This window comes from Nocardia sp. NPDC005746 (assembly GCF_040630785.1).
In the GTDB taxonomy this organism is placed as follows: Bacteria; Actinomycetota; Actinomycetes; order Mycobacteriales; family Mycobacteriaceae; genus Nocardia.
In genome coordinates this window covers 301,373-325,335 of the sequence record NZ_JBEXYE010000003.1, presented here as the reverse complement: position 1 = coordinate 325,335, position 23,963 = coordinate 301,373, and the positions used below count along the sequence as shown (strand labels likewise).

The 23,963-nt window shown below is 68.6% G+C and carries 21 protein-coding genes; 9 read left to right on the top strand and 12 right to left on the bottom strand.

The annotated features are described in order from the left end of the window. Position 1 precedes the first annotated feature (1 nt). The 3 genes from ABZ412_RS08145 to ABZ412_RS08135 all read right to left on the bottom strand — a co-directional run bounded on the left by ABZ412_RS08145 (position 2) and on the right by ABZ412_RS08135 (position 3,643). Positions 2 to 397 carry a hypothetical protein gene (locus ABZ412_RS08145; protein ID WP_357277833.1) on the bottom strand — a complete coding sequence of 132 codons (396 nt, stop codon included), beginning with the start codon at positions 395 to 397 and terminating at the stop codon, positions 2 to 4. A gap of 109 nt (positions 398 to 506) precedes the next feature. Continuing rightward, the gene (locus ABZ412_RS08140) at positions 507 to 2,717 is read right to left on the bottom strand and encodes an MMPL family transporter (RefSeq protein ID WP_357277831.1); all 2,211 of its coding nucleotides are present in this window, start codon (positions 2,715 to 2,717) and stop codon (positions 507 to 509) included. 125 nt (positions 2,718 to 2,842) lie between these two features. Beyond that, positions 2,843 to 3,643: a hypothetical protein gene (locus ABZ412_RS08135; protein ID WP_357277828.1), complete on the bottom strand. Its 801-nt coding sequence runs from the start codon at positions 3,641 to 3,643 to the stop codon at positions 2,843 to 2,845. 270 nt (positions 3,644 to 3,913) lie between these two features. Between ABZ412_RS08135 and ABZ412_RS08130 the strand changes: the two genes are divergently transcribed. Then, positions 3,914 to 5,023 (top strand): serine hydrolase domain-containing protein, encoded by a 1,110-nt coding sequence (locus tag ABZ412_RS08130; protein WP_357277825.1) that lies wholly within the window; start codon positions 3,914 to 3,916, stop codon positions 5,021 to 5,023. Positions 5,024 to 5,142: 119 nt separating this feature from the next. After that, on the top strand, positions 5,143 to 5,469 hold the full coding sequence (locus tag ABZ412_RS08125) for a hypothetical protein (protein ID WP_357277823.1): 327 nt from the start codon (positions 5,143 to 5,145) through the stop codon (positions 5,467 to 5,469). Positions 5,470 to 5,533: 64 nt separating this feature from the next. On the opposite strand, the gene ABZ412_RS08120 is transcribed toward ABZ412_RS08125, so the two are convergent. After that, positions 5,534 to 6,589 carry a ParB/Srx family N-terminal domain-containing protein gene (locus ABZ412_RS08120; protein ID WP_357277821.1) on the bottom strand — a complete coding sequence of 352 codons (1,056 nt, stop codon included), beginning with the start codon at positions 6,587 to 6,589 and terminating at the stop codon, positions 5,534 to 5,536. Positions 6,590 to 6,852: 263 nt separating this feature from the next. Here ABZ412_RS08120 and ABZ412_RS08115 point away from each other — a divergent pair, with 263 nt between their 5' ends. Then, a complete protein-coding gene (locus ABZ412_RS08115) occupies positions 6,853 to 8,805 on the top strand; it encodes an MFS transporter (RefSeq protein ID WP_357277819.1) in 1,953 nt (650 codons plus the stop codon). Positions 8,806 to 8,809: 4 nt separating this feature from the next. On the opposite strand, the gene ilvD is transcribed toward ABZ412_RS08115, so the two are convergent. Further along, positions 8,810 to 10,663 carry a dihydroxy-acid dehydratase gene (ilvD, locus tag ABZ412_RS08110; RefSeq protein WP_357277817.1) on the bottom strand — a complete coding sequence of 618 codons (1,854 nt, stop codon included), beginning with the start codon at positions 10,661 to 10,663 and terminating at the stop codon, positions 8,810 to 8,812. A 113-nt stretch (positions 10,664 to 10,776) separates the two neighbouring features. Here ilvD and ABZ412_RS08105 point away from each other — a divergent pair, with 113 nt between their 5' ends. Then, complete coding sequence (locus ABZ412_RS08105) at positions 10,777 to 11,373, top strand: TetR family transcriptional regulator (protein ID WP_357277814.1); 597 nt, start codon at positions 10,777 to 10,779, stop codon at positions 11,371 to 11,373. Between the two features lie 172 nt (positions 11,374 to 11,545). Here ABZ412_RS08105 and ABZ412_RS08100 read toward each other — a convergent pair whose 3' ends face one another. After that, positions 11,546 to 12,424, bottom strand: coding sequence for an NAD-dependent protein deacetylase (locus ABZ412_RS08100; protein ID WP_357277811.1), 879 nt, complete (start codon positions 12,422 to 12,424; stop codon positions 11,546 to 11,548). A 125-nt stretch (positions 12,425 to 12,549) separates the two neighbouring features. On the opposite strand from ABZ412_RS08100, the gene ABZ412_RS08095 reads away from it, so the two are divergent. Further along, positions 12,550 to 13,341 (top strand): SDR family oxidoreductase, encoded by a 792-nt coding sequence (locus ABZ412_RS08095; RefSeq protein ID WP_357277808.1) that lies wholly within the window; start codon positions 12,550 to 12,552, stop codon positions 13,339 to 13,341. Between the two features lie 18 nt (positions 13,342 to 13,359). Here ABZ412_RS08095 and ABZ412_RS08090 read toward each other — a convergent pair whose 3' ends face one another. Next, positions 13,360 to 14,364 (bottom strand): pyridoxal-phosphate dependent enzyme, encoded by a 1,005-nt coding sequence (locus tag ABZ412_RS08090; protein WP_357277806.1) that lies wholly within the window; start codon positions 14,362 to 14,364, stop codon positions 13,360 to 13,362. Between the two features lie 115 nt (positions 14,365 to 14,479). Between ABZ412_RS08090 and ABZ412_RS08085 the strand changes: the two genes are divergently transcribed. Beyond that, on the top strand, positions 14,480 to 15,343 hold the full coding sequence (locus ABZ412_RS08085) for an SDR family oxidoreductase (RefSeq protein WP_357277804.1): 864 nt from the start codon (positions 14,480 to 14,482) through the stop codon (positions 15,341 to 15,343). Positions 15,344 to 15,365: 22 nt separating this feature from the next. Continuing rightward, positions 15,366 to 16,670: an FAD-dependent oxidoreductase gene (locus ABZ412_RS08080; RefSeq protein WP_357277801.1), complete on the top strand. Its 1,305-nt coding sequence runs from the start codon at positions 15,366 to 15,368 to the stop codon at positions 16,668 to 16,670. A gap of 16 nt (positions 16,671 to 16,686) precedes the next feature. Here the strand turns inward: ABZ412_RS08080 and ABZ412_RS08075 are convergent, their stop codons facing one another. Further along, positions 16,687 to 17,352 (bottom strand): TetR/AcrR family transcriptional regulator, encoded by a 666-nt coding sequence (locus ABZ412_RS08075; RefSeq protein WP_357277799.1) that lies wholly within the window; start codon positions 17,350 to 17,352, stop codon positions 16,687 to 16,689. A gap of 70 nt (positions 17,353 to 17,422) precedes the next feature. Between ABZ412_RS08075 and ABZ412_RS08070 the strand changes: the two genes are divergently transcribed. Continuing rightward, the gene (locus ABZ412_RS08070) at positions 17,423 to 18,841 is read left to right on the top strand and encodes a cytochrome P450 (RefSeq protein WP_357277797.1); all 1,419 of its coding nucleotides are present in this window, start codon (positions 17,423 to 17,425) and stop codon (positions 18,839 to 18,841) included. Between the two features lie 33 nt (positions 18,842 to 18,874). On the opposite strand, the gene ABZ412_RS08065 is transcribed toward ABZ412_RS08070, so the two are convergent. Then, positions 18,875 to 19,879: a hypothetical protein gene (locus ABZ412_RS08065; RefSeq protein WP_357277794.1), complete on the bottom strand. Its 1,005-nt coding sequence runs from the start codon at positions 19,877 to 19,879 to the stop codon at positions 18,875 to 18,877. A 123-nt stretch (positions 19,880 to 20,002) separates the two neighbouring features. Between ABZ412_RS08065 and ABZ412_RS08060 the strand changes: the two genes are divergently transcribed. Beyond that, the gene (locus tag ABZ412_RS08060) at positions 20,003 to 20,794 is read left to right on the top strand and encodes a 3-oxo-5-alpha-steroid 4-dehydrogenase (protein WP_357277792.1); all 792 of its coding nucleotides are present in this window, start codon (positions 20,003 to 20,005) and stop codon (positions 20,792 to 20,794) included. A 22-nt stretch (positions 20,795 to 20,816) separates the two neighbouring features. Here ABZ412_RS08060 and ABZ412_RS08055 read toward each other — a convergent pair whose 3' ends face one another. The 3 genes from ABZ412_RS08055 to ABZ412_RS08045 all read right to left on the bottom strand — a co-directional run bounded on the left by ABZ412_RS08055 (position 20,817) and on the right by ABZ412_RS08045 (position 23,881). Beyond that, entirely contained in the window at positions 20,817 to 22,088 is a 1,272-nt protein-coding gene (locus ABZ412_RS08055; RefSeq protein WP_357277790.1) for a sensor domain-containing diguanylate cyclase, read from the bottom strand. 33 nt (positions 22,089 to 22,121) lie between these two features. Beyond that, positions 22,122 to 22,931: an SAM-dependent methyltransferase gene (locus tag ABZ412_RS08050; protein ID WP_357277787.1), complete on the bottom strand. Its 810-nt coding sequence runs from the start codon at positions 22,929 to 22,931 to the stop codon at positions 22,122 to 22,124. A gap of 170 nt (positions 22,932 to 23,101) precedes the next feature. Beyond that, on the bottom strand, positions 23,102 to 23,881 hold the full coding sequence (locus tag ABZ412_RS08045) for a M50 family metallopeptidase (RefSeq protein ID WP_357277785.1): 780 nt from the start codon (positions 23,879 to 23,881) through the stop codon (positions 23,102 to 23,104). Between the last annotated feature and the right edge of the window lie 82 nt (positions 23,882 to 23,963).

The window sequence follows — 23,963 nt, the reverse complement described above, 5'->3', positions numbered from 1 at the left end:
GCTAGGCGATCAACAGCGCCGCGCCCGCGACCAACGGCGCGAGCTTGGCGGTGCGGGCATTCGGATACCACAACCCCAGCGAATACATGGCGACGAAGGCCGCACCCGCGGTGAGCACCGACACCTCGAAACCCAAGGCGCCGATCGCGATACCGCAGGCCGTCGTGATCGCCAGCACCGCCCGCGGAAACTCCCTGCGCCACAACAGCGCCAGCGAGGCGGCCGCCGACAAGGCGAACACCCCGGGCGAGATCGCCCGGACCGCCACCGGGCCCTCGCCATTGTCGTGATCGATGAACCGGCTCGCGTAGGTGGCGAGCGCGCACAGCAGAATCGCGACCACCACATCGACGACCCGGCGGTGCCGGCGCGGCCACTGTGACCATTCGGCGGTCATCGGCACTCCTTCTCCTCGTCGAGAACACTAATCGGCTGGTCCCGCCGTGACCGGTAGGCCGCCCCACCGGGACGGCCTACCGGTCACTGTCGCGGATCCGGCCCGCGGTTCAGGCGCGAGCGGATTCGAGCTCCCGCTCCGGCTCGGGGGCCGGTCGCCGGTTCAGGCTCTCGCCTTCCACATCCACGTTCGGCAGGATCCTGGCCAGCCATCCCGGCAGCCACCACGCCCGGTCGCCGAGCAGCGCGAGCACGGCCGGGACCAGCGTCATGCGGACGATGAAGGCGTCGAAGAAGACTGCCGCCGCCAGCCCGAGACCCATCATCTTGATCATCGGTTCGCCGCCGCCGATGAACCCGGCGAACACCGCGATCATGATGGCCGCCGCGGCCACCACCACCCGGCCGCTGTGCCGGAATCCGGTCACGATGGCCTCGCGGGCGCTCTCACCGTGCGCGAAGGCCTCCCGCATCCGGGTGACGAGGAAGACCTCGTAGTCCATCGCGAGCCCGAACACCACGCCGATCAGGAAGATCGGCATCATGCTCATCACCGGACCGGTCTGGTGGACGCCGATCAGCTCGGCCAGCCAACCCCACTGGAAGACCGCGACGATCACACCGAAGGCCGCGCCCACCGACAGCAGGAAGCCCAGGGCCGCCTTGATCGGCACGGCGATCGAACGGAACACGATCATCAACAGCAGGATCGCGAGCCCGACCACCACGGCGAGATACGGGAGCAGAGCGTCGGACATCTTCTGCGAGACATCGATATTCATCGCGGTCGCGCCCGTGACGAGCATGGTCGCGCCGGTCGCCGCCCGCAGACCGCCGGCCTCGCCGCGCAGGGTGTGCACGAGGTCCTTGGTCGCGGTGGTCGAGGGACCGGTGGCGGGCACCACGGTGATCATGGCGGCGTCACCGGCCTGATTGAACATCGCGGGAGACACCGCCACGACGCCCTCGGTCGCGGCCAGCGTGCTGGTCGCCCGTTCCACCGCGGCCTGCGGGTCGCTGACACCCTTGACATCCAGTGCGACGGTGAGCGGCCCGTTGAAGCCGGGCCCGAAGCCCTCGGCGAGCGCATCGTAGGCGCGGCGCTGGGTCGTCGACGTCGGCTGCGACTCCTCACCCGGCATACCGAGTTCCAGACTCGTCATCGGCAGCGCCAGCGCACCCATGCCGACCAGCCCGATCAACAGCACGGCCACCGGACGGCGGACGACGAACCGCGCCCAGCGCGTGCCCATACCGGGCTTGTCCTCCTGCACCGATTCGGCGGGCAGACTGTCCCGATCCTGCTGTCGCTTGCGGAAAGCCTCGGGCAGCACCGCGTTCTGGAAGAAGCCCAGCAGTGCGGGCAGCAGCGTCAACGCGATCGTCACGGCGACGGCGACGGTGCCCGCCGCGGCCAATCCCATGTCGGTGAGGGCCGGAATCCCGACCACGGCCAGTCCGGCGAGCGCGATCACCACGGTGAGCCCGGCGAAAACCACCGCGGATCCGGCGGTTCCGACGGCCCGCCCCGCGGCCTCCGTCGCGCTGTGTCCTTCGGCGCGTTCGGTGCGGTAGCGGGACACGATGAACAGCGCGTAGTCGATGCCGACCGCGAGCCCGAGCATCATCGCCAGAGTCGTTGTCGTGGTGGACATCCCGATGGCGACGATCGCGGCGATCCCGACGCCGATCCCGACCAGCGCGGTGATCAGCGGCAAGCCCGCCGCCGCGAACGCGCCGAAGGTGATCATCAGCACGATGGCCGCGATGGCGATGCCGATGGCCTCGGTCGCCCCGGCCATCTCCGGCTCCGCCTGGAGCGCGGACCCGCCGATCTCCACGGTGACCCCGGCGGCCTTACCGGTGTCCACCGCGTCGGTCAGCGCCGTCTTCGTCGCCTCGGTGAGGTTGTTGCTGGTGTCGCCGTAGCTCACGGTCGCGTAGGCGGTGGTGCCGCTCTCGCTGACCGCACCCGTCTGGAACGGGTCGAGCACGCCCTTCACCTGCGTGCCGCCCGAGACGTCGGCGACGATCCGCTCCACCACCGCCTTGTTGGCGTCGGAACCGATCTGCTGCCCCTCGGGCGCGACGAACACGATCCGAGCCTGCGCCCCATCGGATTTGGTGCCCGGGAACCGTTCGCCCAGCAGATCGAACGCCTGCTGGGACTCGGTCCCCGGAATCGAGAACGTATCCGGTGGCGCCGGCGGCGCGCTGGCGGCGCCCGCCACCAGCGCCGCCATCAGCCCCACCCACAGCAGCACGACGAGCCGCCGCTTCTCGAACGCCAACCGGCCGACCCGGTACAGGAATTTCGCCATGCGGCCATGCTCGTTCGACGCCTCTGTAGTCGGCATCGTCCCGGTGACGGCCGTCCGGTGTACTGCGAACGCAGTACCCGCACCCGCTCAGTACTCGATCCGCAGACCCCGGCCGGGCGGGCGGGTCAGGCGCAGGGCTGTGTTCCGGCGGCGGCTACCTGGAGCCAGATGTCACCGGCGTAGCCGGGGAGGATGATGCCGGAGCTGAGGAAGGGCTGCTGAGCGCCGGTGTCGTACCGGCCGGCGAGGTGGTGGTAGCCGGCGGTGGTGGGGGTCCACGTCATCGTCACCGAGTTGCCGGTGATCGTCGTGGTGCCGGTGGCCTTCGCGTTGTCCTCGAACCACGCGTTGCGGGTGGTGTTTCCCGCGCTGAGGCTCTGCAGAACCGACGAGCCCGACGACGCTGCCAGGGAGGCCGGGATGGTGGACATGGTGACGGTGAGGGTGCAGCCGACCTCGGGGGTGCCGTGGACCGTCGTGCACGCGGTGTCGCAGGCCTGGGGGTCGGTGCTGCCGGAGCCACCGACCTGGACGGTCGCGGAGGCCATATCGGTGTACGGAGGGAGGCTCACGTCGCTGTTGCCGTAGCCGTAGCCGAGGACGTGGGTGCCGGGGGTGAGAGGGGTCCACTGGAAGGTCCAGGTGGAGGTGGTGCCCATGCAGGGCTGGCCCGCGATGCTCGACTTGCCTTTCCAGTCGGAGCGGACGGTTACACCGTTGGAAGTGTCGGAGAGGCCCGCACCGACGCAGTCGGAGACCGGGATGACGACATTGTAGGTCTGGCCGACCTGGAAGTTGCTGCCCTGCACGGTCATTCCCGTGCCGGTGACGTCGGCGTGGGCGGCCGGTCCGGCGGAGAGCGCGGTCAGGGCGGAGGCGGTGGCGGTGATTCCGGCCGCGGCGAGGGTGCGGACTGAGGTACGCATGATGCGGGGATTCTCGATTCGGCAACGCTGATGAGAGCGGGATGATTGTTTGCGAATAGCACTGTTCACCGATCGGCGGCGGGCCGCATGCCCCGGGTTTTCGGGGCGGTGATTCGGGCCCGCGACCGCGCCGCACGGGTTAGGGATCGGGGTCGTGGCTATGGGTCGGCTACCGGCGTAGATTCTGGTGGACGCTGCTCCGCCCGTCTTCTTCGGCGAAGGGACCCGGTGATGAGTGTGTCCGCTCGATGGCGAGCAGGTGCGGGGCTGATGGTCGCGCTGAGCCTGATCGTCGGTGGGTGCGGGTCGGATCGGGGCTCCGGCAGTCCGGCTCCGCCTTCGAGGGAAGCCGAGCGGATCACCGATATCGTTCGCGCGAAGCTCGGCGAGTTCGATCTCACCGCGGCGGTGTTCGGGGCCTGGCGCGACGGCGAGGAAGTGGTCGTCGGCGCGGTGGGGGAGTCGCCGCTCGGTGTTCCCGCGACCAGCGATATGCAGTTGCGGGTGGGTCAGCCGATGGAGCCGATGCTGTCGACCGTGCTCTGGCGGCTGGACGGGAACGGCACGCTGAGGCTGGACGAGCCCATTGCCCGATGGCTGCCGAATTTCCCACGTGCCGAACGCATTACTCCGAGAATGCTCGCGAACAGCACCTCGGGAATCTCCGACTATGTCACCGATCCAGAATTCCTGAAACGATTCGGCGACAACCCGTTTCGCACCTGGAATGCTCGAGAACTGTTCGACCTGGCCAATGGCCGCCCACCGCTGTTCGACCCGGGAACGAGTTTCGCCTACGCCCACAGCGATCTGGTCGTACTCGGCGAGGTCCTGCAGAAGGCGTCGGGAAAACCCTTGGGCGAGTTGATATCCGACTACGTCCTGGATCCGCTGGGCATGAAGAAGAGCAAGGTGATGCTCACCGCCCAGGTCGACGAGCCGATCCTGCACGGCTACACCGACGAGCGAAAGATCTTCGAGGACGCCACCTTCTGGAATCCGACAGCATTCCTGCACAGCGGCAATATGAACTCCACCGTCACCGACATCGGCCGCTGGGTCCGCGCCCTGGGCAAGGGAGAACTGCTGCCCGCGGACCGGTTTCAGCAGATGATGGCCCCCTCCACCGCCGGACTCGGTCCGCTCACCGCCCAGAACTACTTCGCGTTCGGCGTCCCGCACATCGGCGACTGGCTGTTCATGAACCCGTCCTACGGCGGCTACAACGGAGTCGCGTTCTACGACACCAGGACCGCCACCACCGTCGTCGTCTACGCCACCCTCGGCGCCACCGCGAACGCCGACACGAACAACGCGATCCCCATCGGCACTGCCATTGCGACCCTTCTGGTCCCGGACCGCCCGCCCCCGATTCCCTGATCGAACAGTGCAATTCCGAATAAAGGACAGTCCTCCGAAGTAATCAATTGTTTTGTTTCCGTAACACGTAGCACCCGAATGCGATTTGCTTGAGGACAACACCAATTCAGGAGGTTGGAATGCTGTCTGCGAAGCGGCTTGCTGCCAGTGCCGTCGTCGCCACCGCAGCCGCGGGCATGGTGCTCGCCGGTGGTGGAACGGCCCAGGCCGACGATGTGCCGGTGTGGCAGGCGAATTGCCACCTGTACAACATCTTCAACACCGGCGGAATGTCCAATTGCGAGTTGCCGACCTGGCATCAGGTGAAGCTCACCTGTGTCGCCTGGCCCGTCCCGTTCACCTACTGGAAGTACGGGCCCATGCAGTACGGGCAGAACCAGTCGTGGGCCAGCTGCGACTCGTTCAACGCCTTGGTGGGTGTCGAGATCATTCAGGCCTACCCCTGACCGAACGAAAGACCTCGGGATCGCGTCGGACGATCCCGAGGTCTTCGTCGTCGCTGTCCGGTGATCAGCGGCCGGTGCGCAGGCGGTACTCGATCGCGTAGCCGAGCTTGCCGGGCTTGGCGTCGGAGTACGGCTTGGAGATCTTGCCGAACTCACCCTTGTCTTCGGGGCTGCCGCCGTTCCAGGCCGGGAGCACATCCAGCTGCGAGGCGGTCTTGCCCTCGGCCACCACGGTGTTCGGGCCGAGCGCGACCTGCGCCTGGGTGACGGTCTTCAGCGCGGCCAGGTAGGCGGGGAAATCGTTGCGGTTCCAGTCGCCGCCGACCTTGTTGTCGCGCATCCACGCGCCCCAGTAGAACTCCTCGAAGGGCAGGGTGCCCTCGTGGAAGCCGATGTCGCGGGCGAAGTGCATCATGGAGCGGTACTTGTCATCGGCGAAGTTGGCCAGGCCCACCGACTTCGGGAGCTGGTGCTCCTTGATGGCGTTGCCGTTGACGTCCTCGAGCCAGGTCCAGCCGTTGGCCTTCATGGCGTCCCAGAACTTGCCGTCGGGCAGGGTGCTCAGGTTGCCGAGCACGCGCAGCCGCACGTGGGTGTCCGCGCCGCCGTCCGGGGTCTCGAAGAACGAGGTCAGGGTGTGGTGGCCGTCGGTGAGGTACAGCCGGCCCTGGGGGCCGATCACCACGGTCTTCATCGGCGCGATGGAGTCGGGGGTCTCGGAGCCGACCGCCACCTTGCAGGTGAACGAGGAGGAATCCTTCAGCCGCGCGGCCGGGCTCACGGTGGCGGCGGCGACCTGGCCGTTGGCCTCGCACCAGTCGTCGAACTTCTTGTTCACCGCGTCCTTGCCGAGCGTGTAGCGGCCCAGCTTGTAGAACACCTCGTCGTAGCCCAGCGACGGCTGGGTCGGCAGCACATCACCGATGCGGACGTCGACCAGGTCGTCGGTCTTGGCGCACAGGTAGGCCGCGCCGGGGGTGGACCGCTGGTCGTGGTCGCAGAAGGAGGGCCGCTCGCCCGGGTCTCCGGGAGCGGCGACCGCGACGGCGCTGGTCAGGGCCATCAGCGCGCCCGCGAACGCGGCGACCAGGCGGCCCCGCGCGACGGTGGTGTTCGACATCGAATCCTCGAATTCATGCAGTGATACAAGCCGCATTACGGTGACCAGCGCCGATGACCGGCCCGCGATGACCCGACAGCCAGATGCTGTTGTCTCGGCCAACAATTGGTGAACGGGCGCCACGCGGGGTGTACGGCCGCTGAGTCCGATAACAGTGATCTGAGTCACTCATGGCCGCTACCCTGTTGTCACCCGGTTGCTCGTGCCGCGAACCAAGGGCCTGTGGCTGCGCGAAACGCCGTGGAGAGAAAGGCGTCTCGAACATGAGTAGTACACCGACCGTTGTGCCTCCGGCCGCGGAATTCCCCCTGCCGACGCTGGTCACCGGACTCTGGCGGCGCAAGCTCCCGCACTATCCGGAAACGCCCGCCCGGTCCTGGTATCTCTTCCTCGTCGTCGTGGTGTCCGTCGCGCTGTACTACCAGCTGTTCGTGTCGGGAGCCGTCGGCAACCAGCTGATCGCCGATTTCCACCTGACCTTCCGCTACTTCGTCGGGATCTTCATCATCGGCGCGGCCTTCGGCGCCGTGGCCTCGGTGGTGACCGGCGTCCTGGACCGCTGGGGCCGCGCCAATATCGTCGCCTACGGCACCGTCGTCACCTCGCTGCTGACCCTGTTCGCGCAGCCGCAGTGCACGACCAAGGAATCCTTCCTGGCCATCTACTGCATCATCAGCATCGTCGAGGGCGCGGTGCTGGTGGCGACGCCCGCGCTGGTCCGCGACTTCTCCCCGCAGCTGGACCGCGCCTCGGCCATGGGCTTCTGGACCCTGGGACCGGTGCTGGGCGCGCTCGTCACCACCGAGATCTCCACGCACACCCTCGACGCGCACCCGGACTGGCAGTACCACTACCGGCTCGCGGGTGTCATCTGTCTGGTGATCTCCCTCGTCGGTCTGGTCGGGCTGCGCGAGCTCAGCCCCCGGCTGCGGGATCAGATCATGGTGTCGCTACGGGACAGGGCGCTGATCGAGGCGCGGGCGCGCGGGCTGGACGTCGAGGCGCTGGAACGCAATCAGTGGAAGCAGATGATGCACCTCGACATCGTCGGCTCGGCGCTGGCCATCTCGATCTTCCTGGCGTTCTTCTACACCATCGTGTCGTTCCTGCCGGTGTACATGGCGACCAACTTCGGGTTCACCGCCGCCCAGGCCAACGCGCTGGGCAACTGGTATTGGATCGCGAGCGCCTTCTCGCTGGTGATCACCGGCATCGTGTCGGACAAGATGAAGGTCCGCAAACCGTTCATGGTGTTCGGCGCGATCATCAGCATCATCGGGACCTACGTGTTCCTCGGCTACACCGACCGGCCCGGCACCGACTACTACACCTTCGCGATCGTCATGAGCTTCACCGCGGTCGGCACCGGCATCGCCTACTCCACCTGGATGGCGAGCTTCACCGAGACCGTGGAGAAGCGGAATCCGGCGGCCACGGCGGTCGGGCTCGCGGTGTGGGGCGGCGTGCTGCGCACGGTGGTGACGTTCGTGCTGCTGGGGCTGCTGCTGGTGGTGACCGCGGCGGGCACGCTGGTCAACTACGGGCCGCGGTTGCAGACCATCAACGCCAAGTACCACGAGGAGATCGCGACCATTCAGACCGTGGGCGAGGACACGCTCACCGCCCTCGGCAAGAATCCGAACGACGTCGATGCGCAGGTCGCCGCGCTGGTGAAGCTGACCGGGGATTCCCCGGCCAACATCAAGACCACGGTCGAACTCAACGCCAAGTACCCCGAGGAACTCGCCACCTTGCAGGCCATCGATCAGAAGGTGCTGGTCAAACTCCTGACCGACCCCAATGACCAGGCGGCCCAGGCCACCGCGGTCGGGCAGGTCGCCCAGAAGTTCGGCATCCCGCCGGATCAGGCCGGAGCCCGGATCGCGGCGGCCGGGAAGGTGCCCGTCGATCAGCTGGCCGTGGCCTCCCAGGCCGGCCCGGCCCTGACCGCCGCGAGCGGCAAGCTCAAGGCCGTGAGCGCGATCCCCGCCGACGACCTGGCCTACCTGTCCGAGCACGGCAAGGAAGTGCAGCAGGCGCAGAAGGACTCCCCGAAGCAGTGGAAGACCTGGTGGTGGATCTGCCTGATCGCCCAGATCTGCTTCATTCCGTTCGTGTTCGTGATGGCCGGGCACTGGAGCCCCCGGAAGGCCGAGGAGGAGGCCGCCGAACACGACGCGGCCGTCCAGCGCGAGCTGGCCACCCTGCCGCAGTGAGTCCTCAGCCGGGGAGCAGCGTGGTGTCGCGCACCGCTCCCCGGTCCGCCGAGGTGGCCAGCAGCGCATAGGTTTTGAGCGCCGGGGAGACCTGCCGTTCGCGGTGCCGCGGCCGGTAGCCGCCGGTCGCCTCCACTTCCGCGCGCCGCCTGGCCAGTTCGGCGTCGGGCACGTCCATGGTGAGAGTCCGGGACGGGATGTCGATCGTGATCGAGTCGCCGTCGCGCACCAGCGCCAGCGGGCCGCCTGCCGCCGCCTCGGGGGAGATGTGCCCGATCGAGCAGCCCGAGGAACCGCCCGAGAAGCGACCGTCGGTGATCAGCGCGCATTCCCCGGCCAGGCCCAGGCCCTTCAGGTACGACGTCGGATACAGCATCTCCTGCATGCCCGGCCCGCCGCTGGGACCCTCGTAGCGGATGACGAGCACATCACCGGACGTGATGCGGCCGGACAGGATCGCCTCGACGGCGTCCTCCTGCGACTCCACCACCAGGGCCGGACCGGTGAAGGTGTGCATGTGCGCGGCCACGCCCGCCGACTTCACGACCGCGCCGTCGGGGGACAGGTTGCCGCGCAACACCGCCAGCCCGCCGTCGCGGGAGAAGGCGTGCGCCACATCGTGAATGCACCCCTGGGCGGCGTCCACGTCGAGGGAATGCCACCGCTCGGACTGGGAGAAGGCGGTGGCGGACCGCTTGCCGCCCGGCGCCGCGTGGAACAGTTCGAGCGCCGCCGCGGAGGGCCGGCCCCCGCGCACGTCCCAGTCGTTCAGCCACGCGCCGAGTGAATCCGCGTGCACCGCACGCACATCGCGGTGCAGCAGCCCTGCCCGATCGAGCTCGCCCAGCAGCGCGGGGATACCGCCCGCGCGGTGCACGTCCTCCATCAGGTACTCGCCGTTGGGAGCGACTTTGCACAGGCACGGCACCTGCAACGACATCTTCTCGATGTCGGTGAGCGTGTAGTCCAGCCCGGCTTCGTGCGCGGCCGCCAGCAGGTGCAGGACGGTGTTGGTGGATCCGCCCATGGCCAGATCCAGGGCCATGGCGTTGTCGAAGGCGTTGCGGGAGGCGATGTTCCGGGGCAGGACCCCCGCGTCGTCCTCGTCGTAGTAGCGGCGGGTCAGCTCCATCACCGTGCGCCCGGCGTCGCGGTACAGCTCGGCGCGGGCGGTGTGGGTGGCCAGGGTGGTGCCGTTGCCGGGCAGGGCCAGGCCCAGCGCCTCGGTCAGGCAGTTCATCGAGTTGGCGGTGAACATGCCCGCGCAGGATCCGCAGGTGGGGCAGGCGTTCTCCTCGATGAGCGCGAGGTCGGCGTCGGAGACGTCGGGGGAGACCGCGTCGGCCATGGTGGTGATGAGGTCCAGGCGGCTGCGCACGGTGCCGTCGACCAGGACCGCGCTGCCGCCCTCCATGGGTCCGCCGGAGACGAACACCGTCGGGATGTTCAGCCGCAGCGCGGCCATCAGCATGCCCGGGGTGATCTTGTCGCAGTTGGAGATGCACACCAGCGCGTCGGCGCAGTGCGCGTTCACCATGTACTCGATCGAGTCGGCGATCAGGTCCCGCGACGGCAGCGAGTACAGCATTCCGCTGTGCCCCATGGCGATTCCGTCATCGACGGCGATGGTGTTGAACTCGCGGGGGATGCCGCCCGCGGCGCGCACCGCCTCGGACACCATCCGCCCGACCGGCTGGAGATGGGTGTGGCCGGGAACGAACTCGGTGAAGCTGTTCGCGATCGCGATCACCGGCTTGCGGCCGATATCGGCCGACGGAACTCCGCTGGCCCGCATGAGCGCGCGGGCCCCCGCCATGTTCCGACCGTGTGTGACCGTGCGTGAGCGCAACTCGGGCACGACGCCACCTCCTGCTTCGCCTCGACCATCCGCAACCAAACGGTTGCAACTGAATGGTTGGAGTTTGCCACAGTCGCCAGCCCAACCGCAACCATCCGGTTGGAGATGGTTGGATGGACGCCATGGCGTGGGATACCGAGAGAACCAGACGACTGCTGCTCGAGGCGGCCGTTCACGAGTTCGCCGAACGCGGACCCGACGGCGCCCGGGTCAATGCCATCGCGACCCGCGCGGGCATCAACAAGGAACGCATCTACCAGTACTTCGGCGACAAACGGGGCTTGTTCGAAGCGGTTCTCACCGACCAGCTGGAACAGCTCGCCGCCGCGAGCCCGCTGTCAGCCGACAAGGCCGGGGACCTGGCCGAGTACGCCGGGCATGTCTTCGACTTCCACCGCACCCACCCCCAGTTCCTGCGCCTCATGTACTGGGAGGGCTTGCAGCCGCAGGAGGGCCGCCTGCCCGCCGAATCGGCGCGGGCCTCCCACTACGCGGAGAAGGTCGCCGCGCTGGCCGTCGCCCAGCGGGACGGGACCCTCCCGGACGAGGTCGCCCCCGGCTACCTGCTGTACGCGGTCGCGGCCCTGGCCGCCTGGTGGTTCGCGGCCCCGCAGGTGGTCCGCATGATCCTGGGCCCGGACACCGATGACCCGGACGCACTGCGGGCGGCCCTGGTCAGCCTGGTGCGACGGCTCGAGGTGCGGAACTAGCCCAGCGCCAAGCCTGGCGGGGCCGTGATGACGATGAGATCCGTGCGGCCGCGTGCCTAGCCGCCGACCAGCGCCGCCGCGAGCCTTGATCGCCGACCGGCAGCGGCGACGGTTGCCTCGACATGTGCCGTGCGTCGCGCGATATCGGCTGCGGCACCATCGATGCGGACCTTCAGTGCTGCGCGAATGCCCATCGAGGGTGAACAGTTCGGTCCGGCGCGAGCGCGTCGGCGAGGGCGGTGAGGACCGGGGCGCAACCGGTGTCCAGGGTCAGGGCCGCGAGATCGTCGGCGCGGGTGCGGCCGCGATTGAGAATGATGACCGGGCGACCGGACTTGGCGGTGCGGCGGGCGAACCGCAGGCCCGACATGACCGTGAGCGAGGAGCCGACGACCAGCAGGGCATCGGCGTCGTCCACCAACTCGAACGAGGCCGCCACGCGCGGCTTGGGGACGGATTCGCCGAAGTAGACGATGTCGGGCTTGAGGAGCCCGCCGCAGCTCAGGCAGTCGACCATGCGGAAGGACGCGGTGTCGGCCACCACGGCGTCGGCATCGGGGGCGACCTCGAGACCGTCGAGCGGAACCGATTCGGCGAAGCCGGGATTGGCGGCCTCGAGTCGCTCGGCCAGGGTCATGCGGGAGGTCAGCGCCGCGCAGGACAGGCAGCGGACGCGGGCGTAGACGCCGTGCAGGTCGATCACCCGGCGATGCCCGGCCTTGGTGTGCAGCAGATCCACGTTCTGGGTGAGCAGCCCGGTCACGATGCCCGCGCGCTCCAACCGGGCCAGCGCGTGATGCGAGGGGTTGGGCCGCGCCGCGTCCATGCGCCGCCAGCCGACGTGATTGCGGGCCCAATACCGTTGGCGGAACACCGGATCGCCGACGAACTGCTGATAGGTCATCGGGGTCCGCGCCGGCGCGCCGGGGCTGCGGTAATCGGGGATGCCGCTGTCGGTGGAGATGCCCGCGCCGGTCAGCACCGCGACGCGGCGGCCGGAGACCAGCTCCAGCAGTCGCTCGAACCGCTGCGGGGAACCGGAACCGGGCATACGGCAAGCCTACGACTCGCCCGCGCTGTGCCGCCGGTCACGTCGTGTCACACCCGCGGGCCCCGCGTCGTCATCAAGGCAGGACGCCACCACAGCGGCGGCGCGAGACGAGGGAGATGGTCATCATGGCGAAGACGGTTCTGGTCACCGGCGGCACGGGCACCCTGGGCAGCCTGGTCACCCCGCTGCTGCGGCAGGCCGGGCTGGGTGTGCGGGTGCTCAGCCGCAGCGCGCACGAGGCGAAGGACGGCATCGAGTTCGCGGCTGGCGACCTGGAGACCGGCGCGGGCATCGCCGAGGCGGTCGCGGGCGTGGACACCGTGCTGCACCTGGCGGGCACCACCAAGGGCGACGGCGACAAGACCCGCGTCCTGGTCGACGCCATCAATGCCGCGGGGGCGTTCCCGCACCTGGTCTTCATCTCGGTGGTGGGCGCGGAGCGGGTCCCGGTGGAGAGCGCCATCGACCGGCAGGTGATGGGCTACATGGCCTCGAAGCGCGACGCCGAGCTGGTGGTGGAGAACTCGGGCCTGCCGTGGACCACGCTGCGCGCCACCCAGTTCCACGACCTGCTCTTCACCATGGTGTCGGCCATGGGCAAGATGCCGGTGGTGCCCGCGTTCGACTTCCGCTTCCAGCCCATCGAAACCGGTGAGGTGGCAACGCGATTGGTGGAACTGGTGCAGGGCGAGCCCGCCGGACTGGTCGCCGAGATCGGCGGCCCGCGCATCTACACCATGAAGGAACTCGAGCGCAGCTACCTGGCGGCGACCGGCCGTCGCCGCCCGGTGTTCACCGTGAAGGCCCCCGGCAAGGCGGCCCGGGTGTACGCGACGGGCGCGAACCTGACCCCCGAGCACGCCGTGGGACAGCGCACTTGGGAGGACTTCCTGGCCGCCAAGCTGGCCACCGCATGAGGGACGCGAAATCCGGTGTCAGCGCGGTCCGTTGGTGTTGAGATACACCACCGGACCGTGGCCGAACCGGCCGTGCGCGTTCATGTCCAGCAGTGCGGCCATGGCCTTGGCGGTGTAGACCGGCTCCAGGGTCATGTGCTCGCGATCGGCCGAGAGCGCCTGCGCGGTAGCGGCTTCCGGCATCGGATAGCCGTAACCCGGGCCCAGGTACTCGGTGACGATATCCAGATTGCCTGCGGGGGAGATGTTCTCGGGGATGCGCGCGCCGCGTGAGCGCAGCAGCTTCGCGCATCGTCCGGCCAGCGCGGTCAGTGTCGGCTCGTCGAGCCGCAGTGTGTCGTTGACGACCACACCCACTACATGGGTCTTCAGCCCCGCCAGCCGCAATCCCAGCGACAGCCCCGCCGCCGTCCCGCCCGATCCGACCGGGATCACGATGTGACTCGGTTCGGGCAGTTCCCCGGCCCGCACCTGCTCGGCCAATTCCAGTGCCGCCTCGACGTATCCGAGCGCGCCCACCGCCGACGACCCGCCCGCCGGAAGGAAATACGGCGGCCGGATCCCGGTGAAATTCCGGGCCAGCAGATACGGCGCGCTCAGGATGGTCCGGGCCTTGGAGTGGGTGAAGTGCAGCTCCGCTCCCGAGGCCCGCAGCCGCGCCAGCTGGGCGCGCACATGGTCGTCCTCGGGCTGATCGATCAGCGCCAGAACGGTTTTCAGCCCGTGCTCGCGTCCGTAGAGCGCGGTGGCCAGCCCCCAGTTGGTGCCCAGCCCGCCCACGGTGACGATGGTGCTGCGGCGCTGCCGCAACGCGTCGGGCAGCAGCCATTCCAGTTTGCGGACCTTGTTGCCGCCCCAGCCGCCGTCGCCGAACACGCTGTCGTCCTTGAGCCAGATCTCCGCGCCGCCGGAACAGGCGGTGTCGAGGGCGTCCAGTCGCCGGACCGGAGTCGGGGCCGTGCCGAGTCTCAGGTACGGCAGGGTCGCCTCGAGTTCGGGGTGGAGGCGGTACAGGTGCGGCATCACCACTCCAACTTATCGATTGTCCAGTTACTCGACGAGTGTGGCGGGTAGCACAGGGACGGCGCATCCCTGCTGCTAACTTCTGGAAAGCTATTAGATACGGCAAGGAGAATTCATGCCTGGTGTAACCGATCGCGTCATCATTGTCACCGGAGCCGGTGGCGGTCTGGGTCGCGAGTACGCGCTGCTGCTCGCCCGCGAGGGCGCTCAGGTCGTGGTCAACGACCTCGGCGGCGCGCGCGACGGCTCGGGATCCGGGCACAATATGGCCGACGCCGTGGTCGAGGAGATCCGCGCGGCCGGCGGCACCGCGGTCGCCAACTACGACAGCGTCGCCACTGAAGAGGGCGCGAAGGCGCTGGTGCAGACCGCGATCGACACCTTCGGCGCGGTGCACGGCATCGTGAACAACGCGGGCATCCTGCGCGACATGAGCTTCGTGAAGATGACCCCCGAGGCCTTCGAAGCCGTGCAGCGCGTGCACCTGTTCGGGTCCTTCTACGTCACCCACGCCGCCTGGCCGCACTTCCGCGAGCAGGGCTTCGGCCGCGTCGTCATGGCCACCTCCACCTCCGGCCTGTACGGCAACTTCGGTCAGGCCAACTACGGAGCCGCCAAGATGGGTCTGGTCGGCATGATGAACACCCTCGCCATCGAGGGCCGCAAGTACGACATCACCGTCAATGCCGTGGCGCCCATGGCCGCCACCCGCATGACCGCCGACATCGCCTCGGAGGCCATGCTCGAGAAGCTGCCGCCCGCCCAGGTCGCCCCGATCGTGGCGCACCTGATGGGCGAGGACTGCACCGACTCCGGCATGGTGCTGGTGGTCGGCGGCGGCTCGGTGCAACGCGCCCAGTTGTTCGGGAACAAGCCCGTGTTCTTCAGTGAGGTCCCGAGCGTGGATCAGGTGCGGGAGAATTGGAGCCGTATTACTGATATGTCCGACGCTCAGCCCGGGGTGAACCCAGCGGGCTGAGCCTGCTCTGAGGAGCCTCGCCATGAGCGAGAACGCGTGGGACGCACTGGTTGTCGGAGCCGGAGCGGGCGGGCTGTGCGCGGCCGCCCGGCTCTCGCACCGGGGCTATCGGACCCTGGTGGCCGAACGTCTCGACCGAGTCGGCGGGCGGGCTTCCACCGCCGAGCTCGACGGATTCACCATCAACACCGGCGCTGTCGTCATCGAACTGGGCGGCATCACCGAACAGACCTTCGAGGAGGTCGGGGCGAAATTCGAAGTGCGCCCGGCGGATCCGCCGATCCTCTACCGGATCAACGGCCGCGACGTGGACGTCTCCAGTGGCGGCTGGGGACTGCTCATCTCCCAGCTCACCCGGCACGGCGCCCAGCTGCTCGGCGGGTCCGCCCGCGCGGAGGGGGAGTTGCCGGATCGGGAGCTGTCCACCGCCGACTGGGTGCGCCGTTATACCAAAAACGACGCGGTGCAAGGCATCTTCCGCAATATGTGCGGCTCCATCTTCGCGGTCGGCTCCGAGGAGCTGCCCGCGCGGGTGTTCCTCACCTACTTCACGCGGAAGGCGGCGTTCAAGAAGTTCGGCTTCTGTCCCGAGGGCACCATCGGTATCTGGAAGGCCCTCGCCGAGGCGGTGGAGCGCAATGGGGTAGAGGTCCGGCTCGGCAGCGAGGTGCGGCAACTGCACGTCGAGGGCGATCGGATCACCGGGGCTCGCATCAGTCGCAACGGCGAAATCTCGGATATCGCTTGCTCTTTCGCGGTCAGTGACATCGGGCCGTCGGCCACCATGGATCTGGTCGGCCCGGAGCACTTCCCGTCGGACTATGTCGGCCGCGTGCTCCAGCGCGACCTGCCCTGCGCCATGATCTCGGTCAACTTCGCCAGCCGTGAACCACTGATCGACGCGCCCGGGCTGCTCAGCTTCGCCCGCACCCGGCGGCTGTGCTACGTCGCCAATTTCACCGCGACCTGCCCGGAGATGGCGCCCGAGGGCTGGCATCTCTACGTCGGTGCGGGCGTGCCCAAACCCTCGGTCGGCAACTTCGACGCCGAGGCCGAGACCGCGCTCGTGCTCCAGGATCTGCGCGAGGAGATCCCGGGCTTCGAACGGGCCCGCATCCTGTCCATCGCCGTCGCCCGCGACGACTGGCCGCCCCAGCGGGCCGTCGCCGGATACGACCTACCCCACGACACCCCGATCGCCAATCTCTGGAATGTCGGCGACGCGGTCAAGGAGTACGCCAACGGCGGCATCACCGCCTGCATGGAGACGGCGAAGATCGTGGTCGAGGAGATCGTCGACAGCGGATTCGGTCGTTCCGGAACCTGAGCTGATTTCGCGGCCCTCAGTCCGGCGCTGACGTCTCGGGGAGGCGGGACCGCATGCCGGGCAGCCGATCCACCATGGCCACAACGTAATCCGCGACGATGCCGATCAGCACCGGCCGCTCGACCTTCAGGCCGCCGTCGAGCCACACCAGGATCAGCTCCGCCGCGCCGCCGGTGATGAGCTGCGCCAGGGCGGTCAGAGCGGTGTCGTCGCCTTCCGGAATGTCGAGCAGCACGCGGGTCTGCTCGATGAGCAGCCCGGCCACCTGCCGCATGCCCTCGAAGCGGCGGCGCATGAGCAGCTCGGACCCGTAGGCCTGGGCGAAGGCGATATTGGCGCGGCGCGGATCGTCGGTGACGCCGACGATCAGCGCCGCCACCCCGGCGCGCAGTTTGGCCTCCGGGTCGCCGGGGGTGTCGGTCATGGCGGTGCGCGCCTGTTCCAGGGCCTCGCCCTGCACCTCGTCGAGCAGTGCGGTGGCCAGCGCGTCGAGGTCGGTGAACGATTCGTAGAAGAAGCGCGGCCCCACCTTCGCCTGTTCGCACACCCCGCGCACCGTGAGTGCGGCCAGCCCCTGCGTGCCGACGATGTCGAGGGCCGCGTCCAGCAGCCGTCGCCGGCGCTGTTCGCGCCGCTCGTCGGTGGTGGTGCCGCGATAGGTCCCATTGGCAGCTCGCGTCACCCTGTCAGCTTGGCACAGAAATCGGGAAACGACCGTTTACGGAAACTGACGTTTCCGCTACCGTGGAGGCATGGCTGTACGAAAAGCCGTGGTGAATCATCGAATCCAGTGCCGGGCCGCCGGATTGCTGCAGCGGTACCCCACCGTTCCGCGACCGCTGGCGGTGCCGCCGCCGGGCAGCGGGCTGAAGCCGGTGATGGGCGATTACGGACCGCCCGGCATCGGCTACGTGGTGAGCACCCTCGCCGATCCGCTGACCTTCAGCCGCGAGCGCATGCGCCGCTACGGCCCGGTCCAGTGGATGGGCGTGTTCGGCCGTCAGGTGGTCGGCATCGGCAGCCCCGCGGCCACCGAGGAAGTGCTGCTCGACCGCAAGCATGTCCTGTCTGCCCAGCGGGGCTGGGAGTTCCTGATCGGTCCGTTCTTCCGCGGCGGAATCCTGTTGCGCGACTTCGACGATCACAGCTACCACCGGCGCATCCTGCAGCAGGCGTTCACCCGGCCCCGGCTGATCGGCTACCTGGAGCTGACTACGCCCCGCATCGTGCGTGGTGTCGACTCCTGGCTGCCCGCCCCCGACTTCCCGCTCTACGACCACGTCAAGCGGATGTTGCTGGAACAGGCCACCGTGGTGTTCGCCGGCGCCGAACTCGGCCCCGAGGCCACCGCCCTCTCGCACGCCTTCGAGGACGCCGTACACGGCGGCAAGGCCATCGTCCGCACGAATATGCCTGGCGGCGTGTGGAATCGGGGCCTGCGCGGCCGTCGGCTGCTCGAGGACTACTTCCGCCGCGAGCTGGCCGCCAAGCGAGCCGGTGACGGCCAGGACCTGTTCAGCGTGCTCTGCCACGCCGAGACCGAGGACGGCGAGTCCTTCACCGACGCCGACATCGTCGACCACATGATCTTCGTGATGATGGCCGCCCACGACACCAGCACGCTGGCCATCTCCCTGCTGGCCTACGAGCTGGGCCGCCACCCCGAGTGGCAGGAGCGGCTGCGCGCGGAGTCGGTCGCGCTGGGCAAGCAGACCCTCGACTACGCCGACCTGGACCGGCTGCCCGCCCTGGAGATGGCCTTCCGCGAGACGTTGCGCATGTACGCCCCGGTCGGGCAGATGGTGCGAGAAGCCCTGGAGGACACCGAGATCGCGGGCTACTTCATCCCCAAGGGCGCGCTGCTCATGGTGGGCCCGTACTCCATGATGCGCAATGCGGAGTATTGGCACGATCCGGACGTCTTCGACCCCGAGCGCTTCGATCCCGCGCGCGCCGAGGACAAGTCGCACCGCTTTGCCTGGCCGCCCTTCGGCGGCGGCGCGCACAAGTGCATCGGCCGGTACTTCGGCGGCATGACGGTCAAGGCGACCATGCACCGGATGCTGCTCGGGTACCGGTGGAGCGTGCCGGACGGCTACGAGGTGCCCCTCATCGCCGGGACCGGGCCGACACCCGCGGACGGACTGCCGATCCACCTACGTCGCCTCTGAAGCCGCCCCCGCCCTGACACTCCGCCGCGCGGCTCACCGCACGTCGCGCGGAATCCCGAGCTCGATGTCCAGATAACGCAATTCCGGATCCCGGCGGCGGCCGTTGCGGAAGGCGCGGAACACCAGATCCTGCGGATGCCCGACGGTGAACACCTCGGTGAAGGTCGTCACCGTCCGCCGCGGCGCGCCGCACAGGCTCGGATTGAATCCGGCCTTGGCCAGCGGCCCCTCCCAGATCAGCGCCGCCCCGCCCGGCACGCTGTGCGGGGCGAAGCTCCAGCCCAGCTCGCGCATGCGCCGGTCGAACTCGCTCGCCCCGAGTCCGGCCACGTCCCAGCCGCTGGCCTCGTTGAAAAGCTGCCTGCCGTGCAGGAATTGGACGAAGCACGGGTCCGGGCCGGGGTGCGGGGTGCTGAGGTTGATGACGCCGTCCCAGGGCAGGGTGGTCAGCGCCCAGGCCAGCCGCGCCTCGAAATCGTCCCAGTCCGTGCACACCACGGGCTTGCCCCGTTCGCTGGGGCGGTCGGCGGGCAGGCCGTAGCTGCCGGCGCCGGGCGCGTCCATGCTCCAGGTGGCGAAGCGCAACCGGCCGCCGTCCATCCCGAGCCCGTCGCGCAGCACGGTGACCACCGATTCGGCGACGCCGCGGCGGTGGTCGACCGATTCCCCGCGTTGCCAGCCGGTGCTCCACTCCCGCGCCAGGCGGGGCTGCTGGTGCACGCGCTGCATGGCCCGCCACTGCGGATCCGGTGCGGTGGCATCGGATTCGGACGGCACCGGGACCGGATCCCAGGTGCCGTCGGACTGCTCGCCGATCACACGCAGTAGCCGGTCGGCGTCGTCGGCGTCGTCGGGGACCGCGACCAGCACCTCGATCTCGGTGCCCTGTTGTGCGAAATGCGCTCGGCGGCCGGTGAGTTCGTCACGGACCTGGATGAAACGGGGATTCCATCCGAGTCCCGATTCGTCCGCGTCCTCGTCCTCCTCGAGAAAATACGGCATCCACTGAATCAGCACATCCCATCCCTGCGAACCCACCTTGCCTCCCTCCGGGGTTCCAGCCAACCTACCCGCCGGGCACCGTCCGTGCCCGCCGGTGGGTACCGGTCGAGCTCGGGCTGTGGTAGAACCTGTTCTAGTTTTTCACCTGAAGGGCCACGAATGAACTGGTATACCGGCAATACCGTCTACGACACCGTGCTGACGATCGCATTCGGTTTCGCTGCCTTCGTCCTGATCGGGGGCCTGTTCCAGCAGAGCCCGTACGGTCGGTTCGCCACCGCCAAGCTCGGACTGAACCTGAACCCGAAACTCGGCTGGTGGTTGATGGAGATTCCGGCCACCGTGGTCTTCGCGGTCGCGTACCTGAGCGGGCCGCACCGTTTCGAGCCGACTTCCCTGGTGCTGGCGGCCATCTGGATTCTCCACTACGCCAACCGTGGCTGGTTCTTCCCCCTGTCGATTCGCCAAGTGCCCGGCAAGACCAGCAGTTTCAACATTTCGGTGCTCGGCATGGGCATGTTCGTCACCGCCATGCACGGCTACCTCAACGGCGCGCTGTTCAGCCACGACTACTTCGGCCAGTACGGCACCGGCTGGCTGACCGACCCGCGCTTCATCATCGGATTGGTCATCTACCTCTGCGGTTTCGCGCTGCTCACCAGTTCCGAGTGGATCGTGCGGAATCTTCGCGACAAGAACAATCCGGGCGCAACGGAATACAAGATTCCGTTCGGTCTGGGCTTCCGATTCGTCACCAGCCCGACCTATCTCGGCGAGCTCATCGCCTGGGCCGGGTTCGCCATCCTCACCTGGGCGCTGCCGGGCGTGGTCATCTTCCTGATCACCTTCGGCAACCTGGTGCCGCGCGCCTTCGCCACCCACACCTGGTACCGCGAGAAGTTCTCCGACTACCCGGCCGAGCGAAAGGCCCTGGTGCCGTTCGTGATCTAGCGACCGTGCCGCAGCGCGTGATCTAGCGCCCGTGTCGCAGCGCCTTGTCGCGGTACATGGCGGTGTCCACGGCGTGCATGAGCTCGTCGATCGCGGTGGAGTCGGTATCCACCAGCGCGGTTCCGATACTCGCGCCGACCCGCACCGACAGTCCCGCCACGTCGAACGGGTCGGCGAGCGCGGCCAGCAGGTCCCCGGACACCGAGTCCAATTCCTCCGGGCCCGAGCAGCTTTCGACCAGCACGATGAACTCGTCGCCGCCCAGCCGGGCCGCCACCCCGTGCGGCGGTGCGGCCTGGCGCAGGCGCTGGGCCACCTCGCACAGCACCTGATCGCCCGCGGTGTGGCCGCGGCGGTCGTTGACCTCCTTGAAGCCGTCCAGGTCCAGGTAGCAGACGCCCACCTGGCCCGTGGCGGCCGCGAGCCGGTCGAAGAACAGCAGCCGGTTCGGCAGACCGGTCAGCGAGTCGTGGTGGGCGTCGTACCAGAGCCGGTCGGCCAGTTCCTTGCGGTCGGTGACGTCGACGGTGACGCCGACCAGGAAGCGCGGCTTGCCGTCGCTGTCGCGGACCACCGTCATGGACAGGTCGATGATGGTGTGCGAACCGTCGGGTTTGGTGTGTTCGGTCTCGAAGCGGAAGCGGTCGATCTCGCCGGACAGTAAACGCTGGAACAGACCGAACGCCTCGCCGATATTGATCGGGCCCAGTATGTCGGCCACCGGGCGGCCCGGCATCTGCCCGGCCGGGACGCCCAGGGTCTCGGCCATGGCGTTGTTGACGTCGACCACCTGCCCGGTGGTGATGTCGACCGTGCCGATGCCGACCGACGCGCCCTCGAAGATGGCCTGGAAGCGGGCTTCGGACAGCTGCCTGCGGGCGTCGGCCTCGCGCGCGGCGGTCAGCGCCGCGGTGAGGGTCGTCTCCTGTTCCGACAACGCCACACTGCGCAGTCCGGCGGTGAACTCGGCCGCGAACTCGGCGGCCAGCTCGATCGCTCGATCGCGCACCGGCCAGTAGTCCGCGCAGCCGGGGTCCGGGCAGGCGTCGGTCACCAGGTCCTTGCACAGCACCAGGACCGACCGGTGCACGGTCAGTGGATCCCGATAGTTGGCGCCCACCAGGGCGCGGGCGGCCTCCCGGGCCACCGACATGTCCTCGGTGCCGCGTACGGCCGCGATCAGCCGGTCGCCGAAACCGTCGAGCAACTGCTCGACTTGCGCCCGGGTGATCGTCGGCGCCACCGCGCCCTCGAGAGCGTCGGCCCATCGGACCGCCAGCTCGTGTGCTCCCACCGCCTACCCCCTGCCCCTGCCTCGTGCCCCTGCTCAGGCCTTGTGGCCCACACCCGCCAGACCGAGCGACCGGCCCGGCGCTTCGTGCTGGTCACGGTCAGATTCCGGCCGCCACAACGGCAATTCCACCACACCGGGCTCGATCGGCTCCCACTTGCCGAACAGGGCCGCGATTTGCTCGCGGGTCCGGAACTGCAGGCCGATCTTGCTGACGTCGCGCGAGTTCTCCACCAGTTTGGCGGCGTCGTCGGGGCGAGTGGCCGAGGTGAGGTGCGACAGGGCCAGGTAGCTACCGGCCGGCACCGCGTCGTAGAGGGCGTCGACCTTGTCGACGGGGGTGTAGTCGTCGCTCATCAGGTGCAGGACCGCGATGAGGAGGACGCCGACCGGTTGGTCGAAATCGATGACGCCGGTCCCGCGGGCCTGGGCCAGCAGCGCGTCGGGCTCGCGCAGATCGGCCTCGATCGCGGCGGTCCGGTCATTGCCCTTCAGGATGGCGCGCGCGTGCGCCACGGCCACGGGGTCGATATCGGCGTAGAGCACCCGGCACTCCGGGTCGATCGCCTGCGCCACCTCGTGCACATTGCCCGCGGTCGGGATGCCCGACCCGATGTCGAGGAACTGCCGCACGCCCTGGTCCACCAGGTACCGCACCGCGCGGCGCAGGAACGCCCGATTGCTCAAGGCCAGTCGCGGCAGGTCCGGGACCAGCGCTTTACCCGCCTCCGCGGCCTGTCGATCGACCTCGAAGTTGTGCGAGCCGCCCAGCAGCGCGTCGTACATGCGCGCCGGGCTGGCCCGGTTCATGTCCACGCCTTCGGGTGCCCATTCCGGTCTGTCCATCCCCAAACCCTCCTAGCCGCAACGGTCGAACGCCCGCCGGTGGTGCGAGCGGGCCGAGATCCGGGCAAATCCGGTGTTTCCGATCACCCGGACGGTGCAAACCGAATGGTAGTCCCCGTTGGCCAGAATCCTTGCAGCGATACCACTCTCGCCCTGAGGTGGGAGAATGCTCACCCGGCGGTTGACGCCGTGCAGGTGCTGTGCGTGAGCGGCGGCACACACACCCCCGACACGTCGGCCAGCAGCAGGCGCGCCCCGAGGACCAGCGAGCACAGCGCAATCGCGCCGAAGGCCAGCACCCACAGCAGACCCGGGATCCTGGTCAGGTGCGCCAGTTGGTCGGCGTCGGAGTTCGGCTCGTGCGCGCGATTGCGCTGCAACTCGAGCACCGGGCGCACCGCGGCCAGCAGCAGGAACCAGGACGCCGCGTACGCCAGCGCCGCCTGGGTGGTGTCACTGCCGAACCAGGACACCGCGAACACCGCGCCGCCGGTCACCAGCAGCGACAGCAGGCCGTACCAGTTGCGGATCTTGAGCAGCAGCACGAGTAGCAGCGCGATGGTCAGCCACAGCATGAGGGTGATGCGGTGCGCGCCCAGCAGCGCGGCGTAGGCCAGCCCCAGCAGCGCGGGCGCGGGATACCCGGCCGCCATGGTCAGGATCATGCCGAGCCCATAGGGTTTCCCGCTCGACACGGTGAGTCCCGAAGTGTCGGAATGCAATCGGATGCCGTTGAGGCGGCGGCCGGTCAGCAGTGCGGTGAACGCGTGTCCGCCCTCGTGGGCGATGGTGACCGCATTGCGCAGAATGCGCCACGTCGGACGGAACACCACCAGTATCAGCGCCACCACGCCGGTGCCCACCACCAGCTGCCACGGCGGCGGGGTCTGCGTCGTGGACAACCGGTCCACGATGGTGCTGCCGCGCTGAACGAATTCCGCTGTATCCACGGCCGCACCCTACCGATTCGGCGTGGACCCGGCGATCCGGTCCCAAATCATCGCGTATGCGACAGACTTGCTGTGGGCCGGG

Excerpts from the sequence above, each read along its gene's own strand:
- ABZ412_RS08145 (WP_357277833.1), bottom strand. The coding sequence starts at position 397 with ATGACCGCCGAATGGTCACAGTGGCCGCGCCGGCACCGCCGGGTCGTC.
- ABZ412_RS08140 (WP_357277831.1), bottom strand. The coding sequence starts at position 2,717 with ATGGCGAAATTCCTGTACCGGGTCGGCCGGTTGGCGTTCGAGAAGCGG.
- ABZ412_RS08135 (WP_357277828.1), bottom strand. The coding sequence starts at position 3,643 with ATGCGTACCTCAGTCCGCACCCTCGCCGCGGCCGGAATCACCGCCACC.
- ABZ412_RS08130 (WP_357277825.1), top strand. The coding sequence starts at position 3,914 with ATGGTCGCGCTGAGCCTGATCGTCGGTGGGTGCGGGTCGGATCGGGGC.
- ABZ412_RS08125 (WP_357277823.1), top strand. The coding sequence starts at position 5,143 with ATGCTGTCTGCGAAGCGGCTTGCTGCCAGTGCCGTCGTCGCCACCGCA.
- ABZ412_RS08120 (WP_357277821.1), bottom strand. The coding sequence starts at position 6,589 with ATGTCGAACACCACCGTCGCGCGGGGCCGCCTGGTCGCCGCGTTCGCG.
- ABZ412_RS08115 (WP_357277819.1), top strand. The coding sequence starts at position 6,853 with ATGAGTAGTACACCGACCGTTGTGCCTCCGGCCGCGGAATTCCCCCTG.
- ABZ412_RS08105 (WP_357277814.1), top strand. The coding sequence starts at position 10,777 with ATGGACGCCATGGCGTGGGATACCGAGAGAACCAGACGACTGCTGCTC.
- ABZ412_RS08100 (WP_357277811.1), bottom strand. The coding sequence starts at position 12,424 with ATGCCCGGTTCCGGTTCCCCGCAGCGGTTCGAGCGACTGCTGGAGCTG.
- ABZ412_RS08095 (WP_357277808.1), top strand. The coding sequence starts at position 12,550 with ATGGCGAAGACGGTTCTGGTCACCGGCGGCACGGGCACCCTGGGCAGC.
- ABZ412_RS08090 (WP_357277806.1), bottom strand. The coding sequence starts at position 14,364 with ATGCCGCACCTGTACCGCCTCCACCCCGAACTCGAGGCGACCCTGCCG.
- ABZ412_RS08085 (WP_357277804.1), top strand. The coding sequence starts at position 14,480 with ATGCCTGGTGTAACCGATCGCGTCATCATTGTCACCGGAGCCGGTGGC.
- ABZ412_RS08080 (WP_357277801.1), top strand. The coding sequence starts at position 15,366 with ATGAGCGAGAACGCGTGGGACGCACTGGTTGTCGGAGCCGGAGCGGGC.
- ABZ412_RS08070 (WP_357277797.1), top strand. The coding sequence starts at position 17,423 with ATGGCTGTACGAAAAGCCGTGGTGAATCATCGAATCCAGTGCCGGGCC.
- ABZ412_RS08060 (WP_357277792.1), top strand. The coding sequence starts at position 20,003 with ATGAACTGGTATACCGGCAATACCGTCTACGACACCGTGCTGACGATC.
- ABZ412_RS08050 (WP_357277787.1), bottom strand. The coding sequence starts at position 22,931 with ATGGACAGACCGGAATGGGCACCCGAAGGCGTGGACATGAACCGGGCC.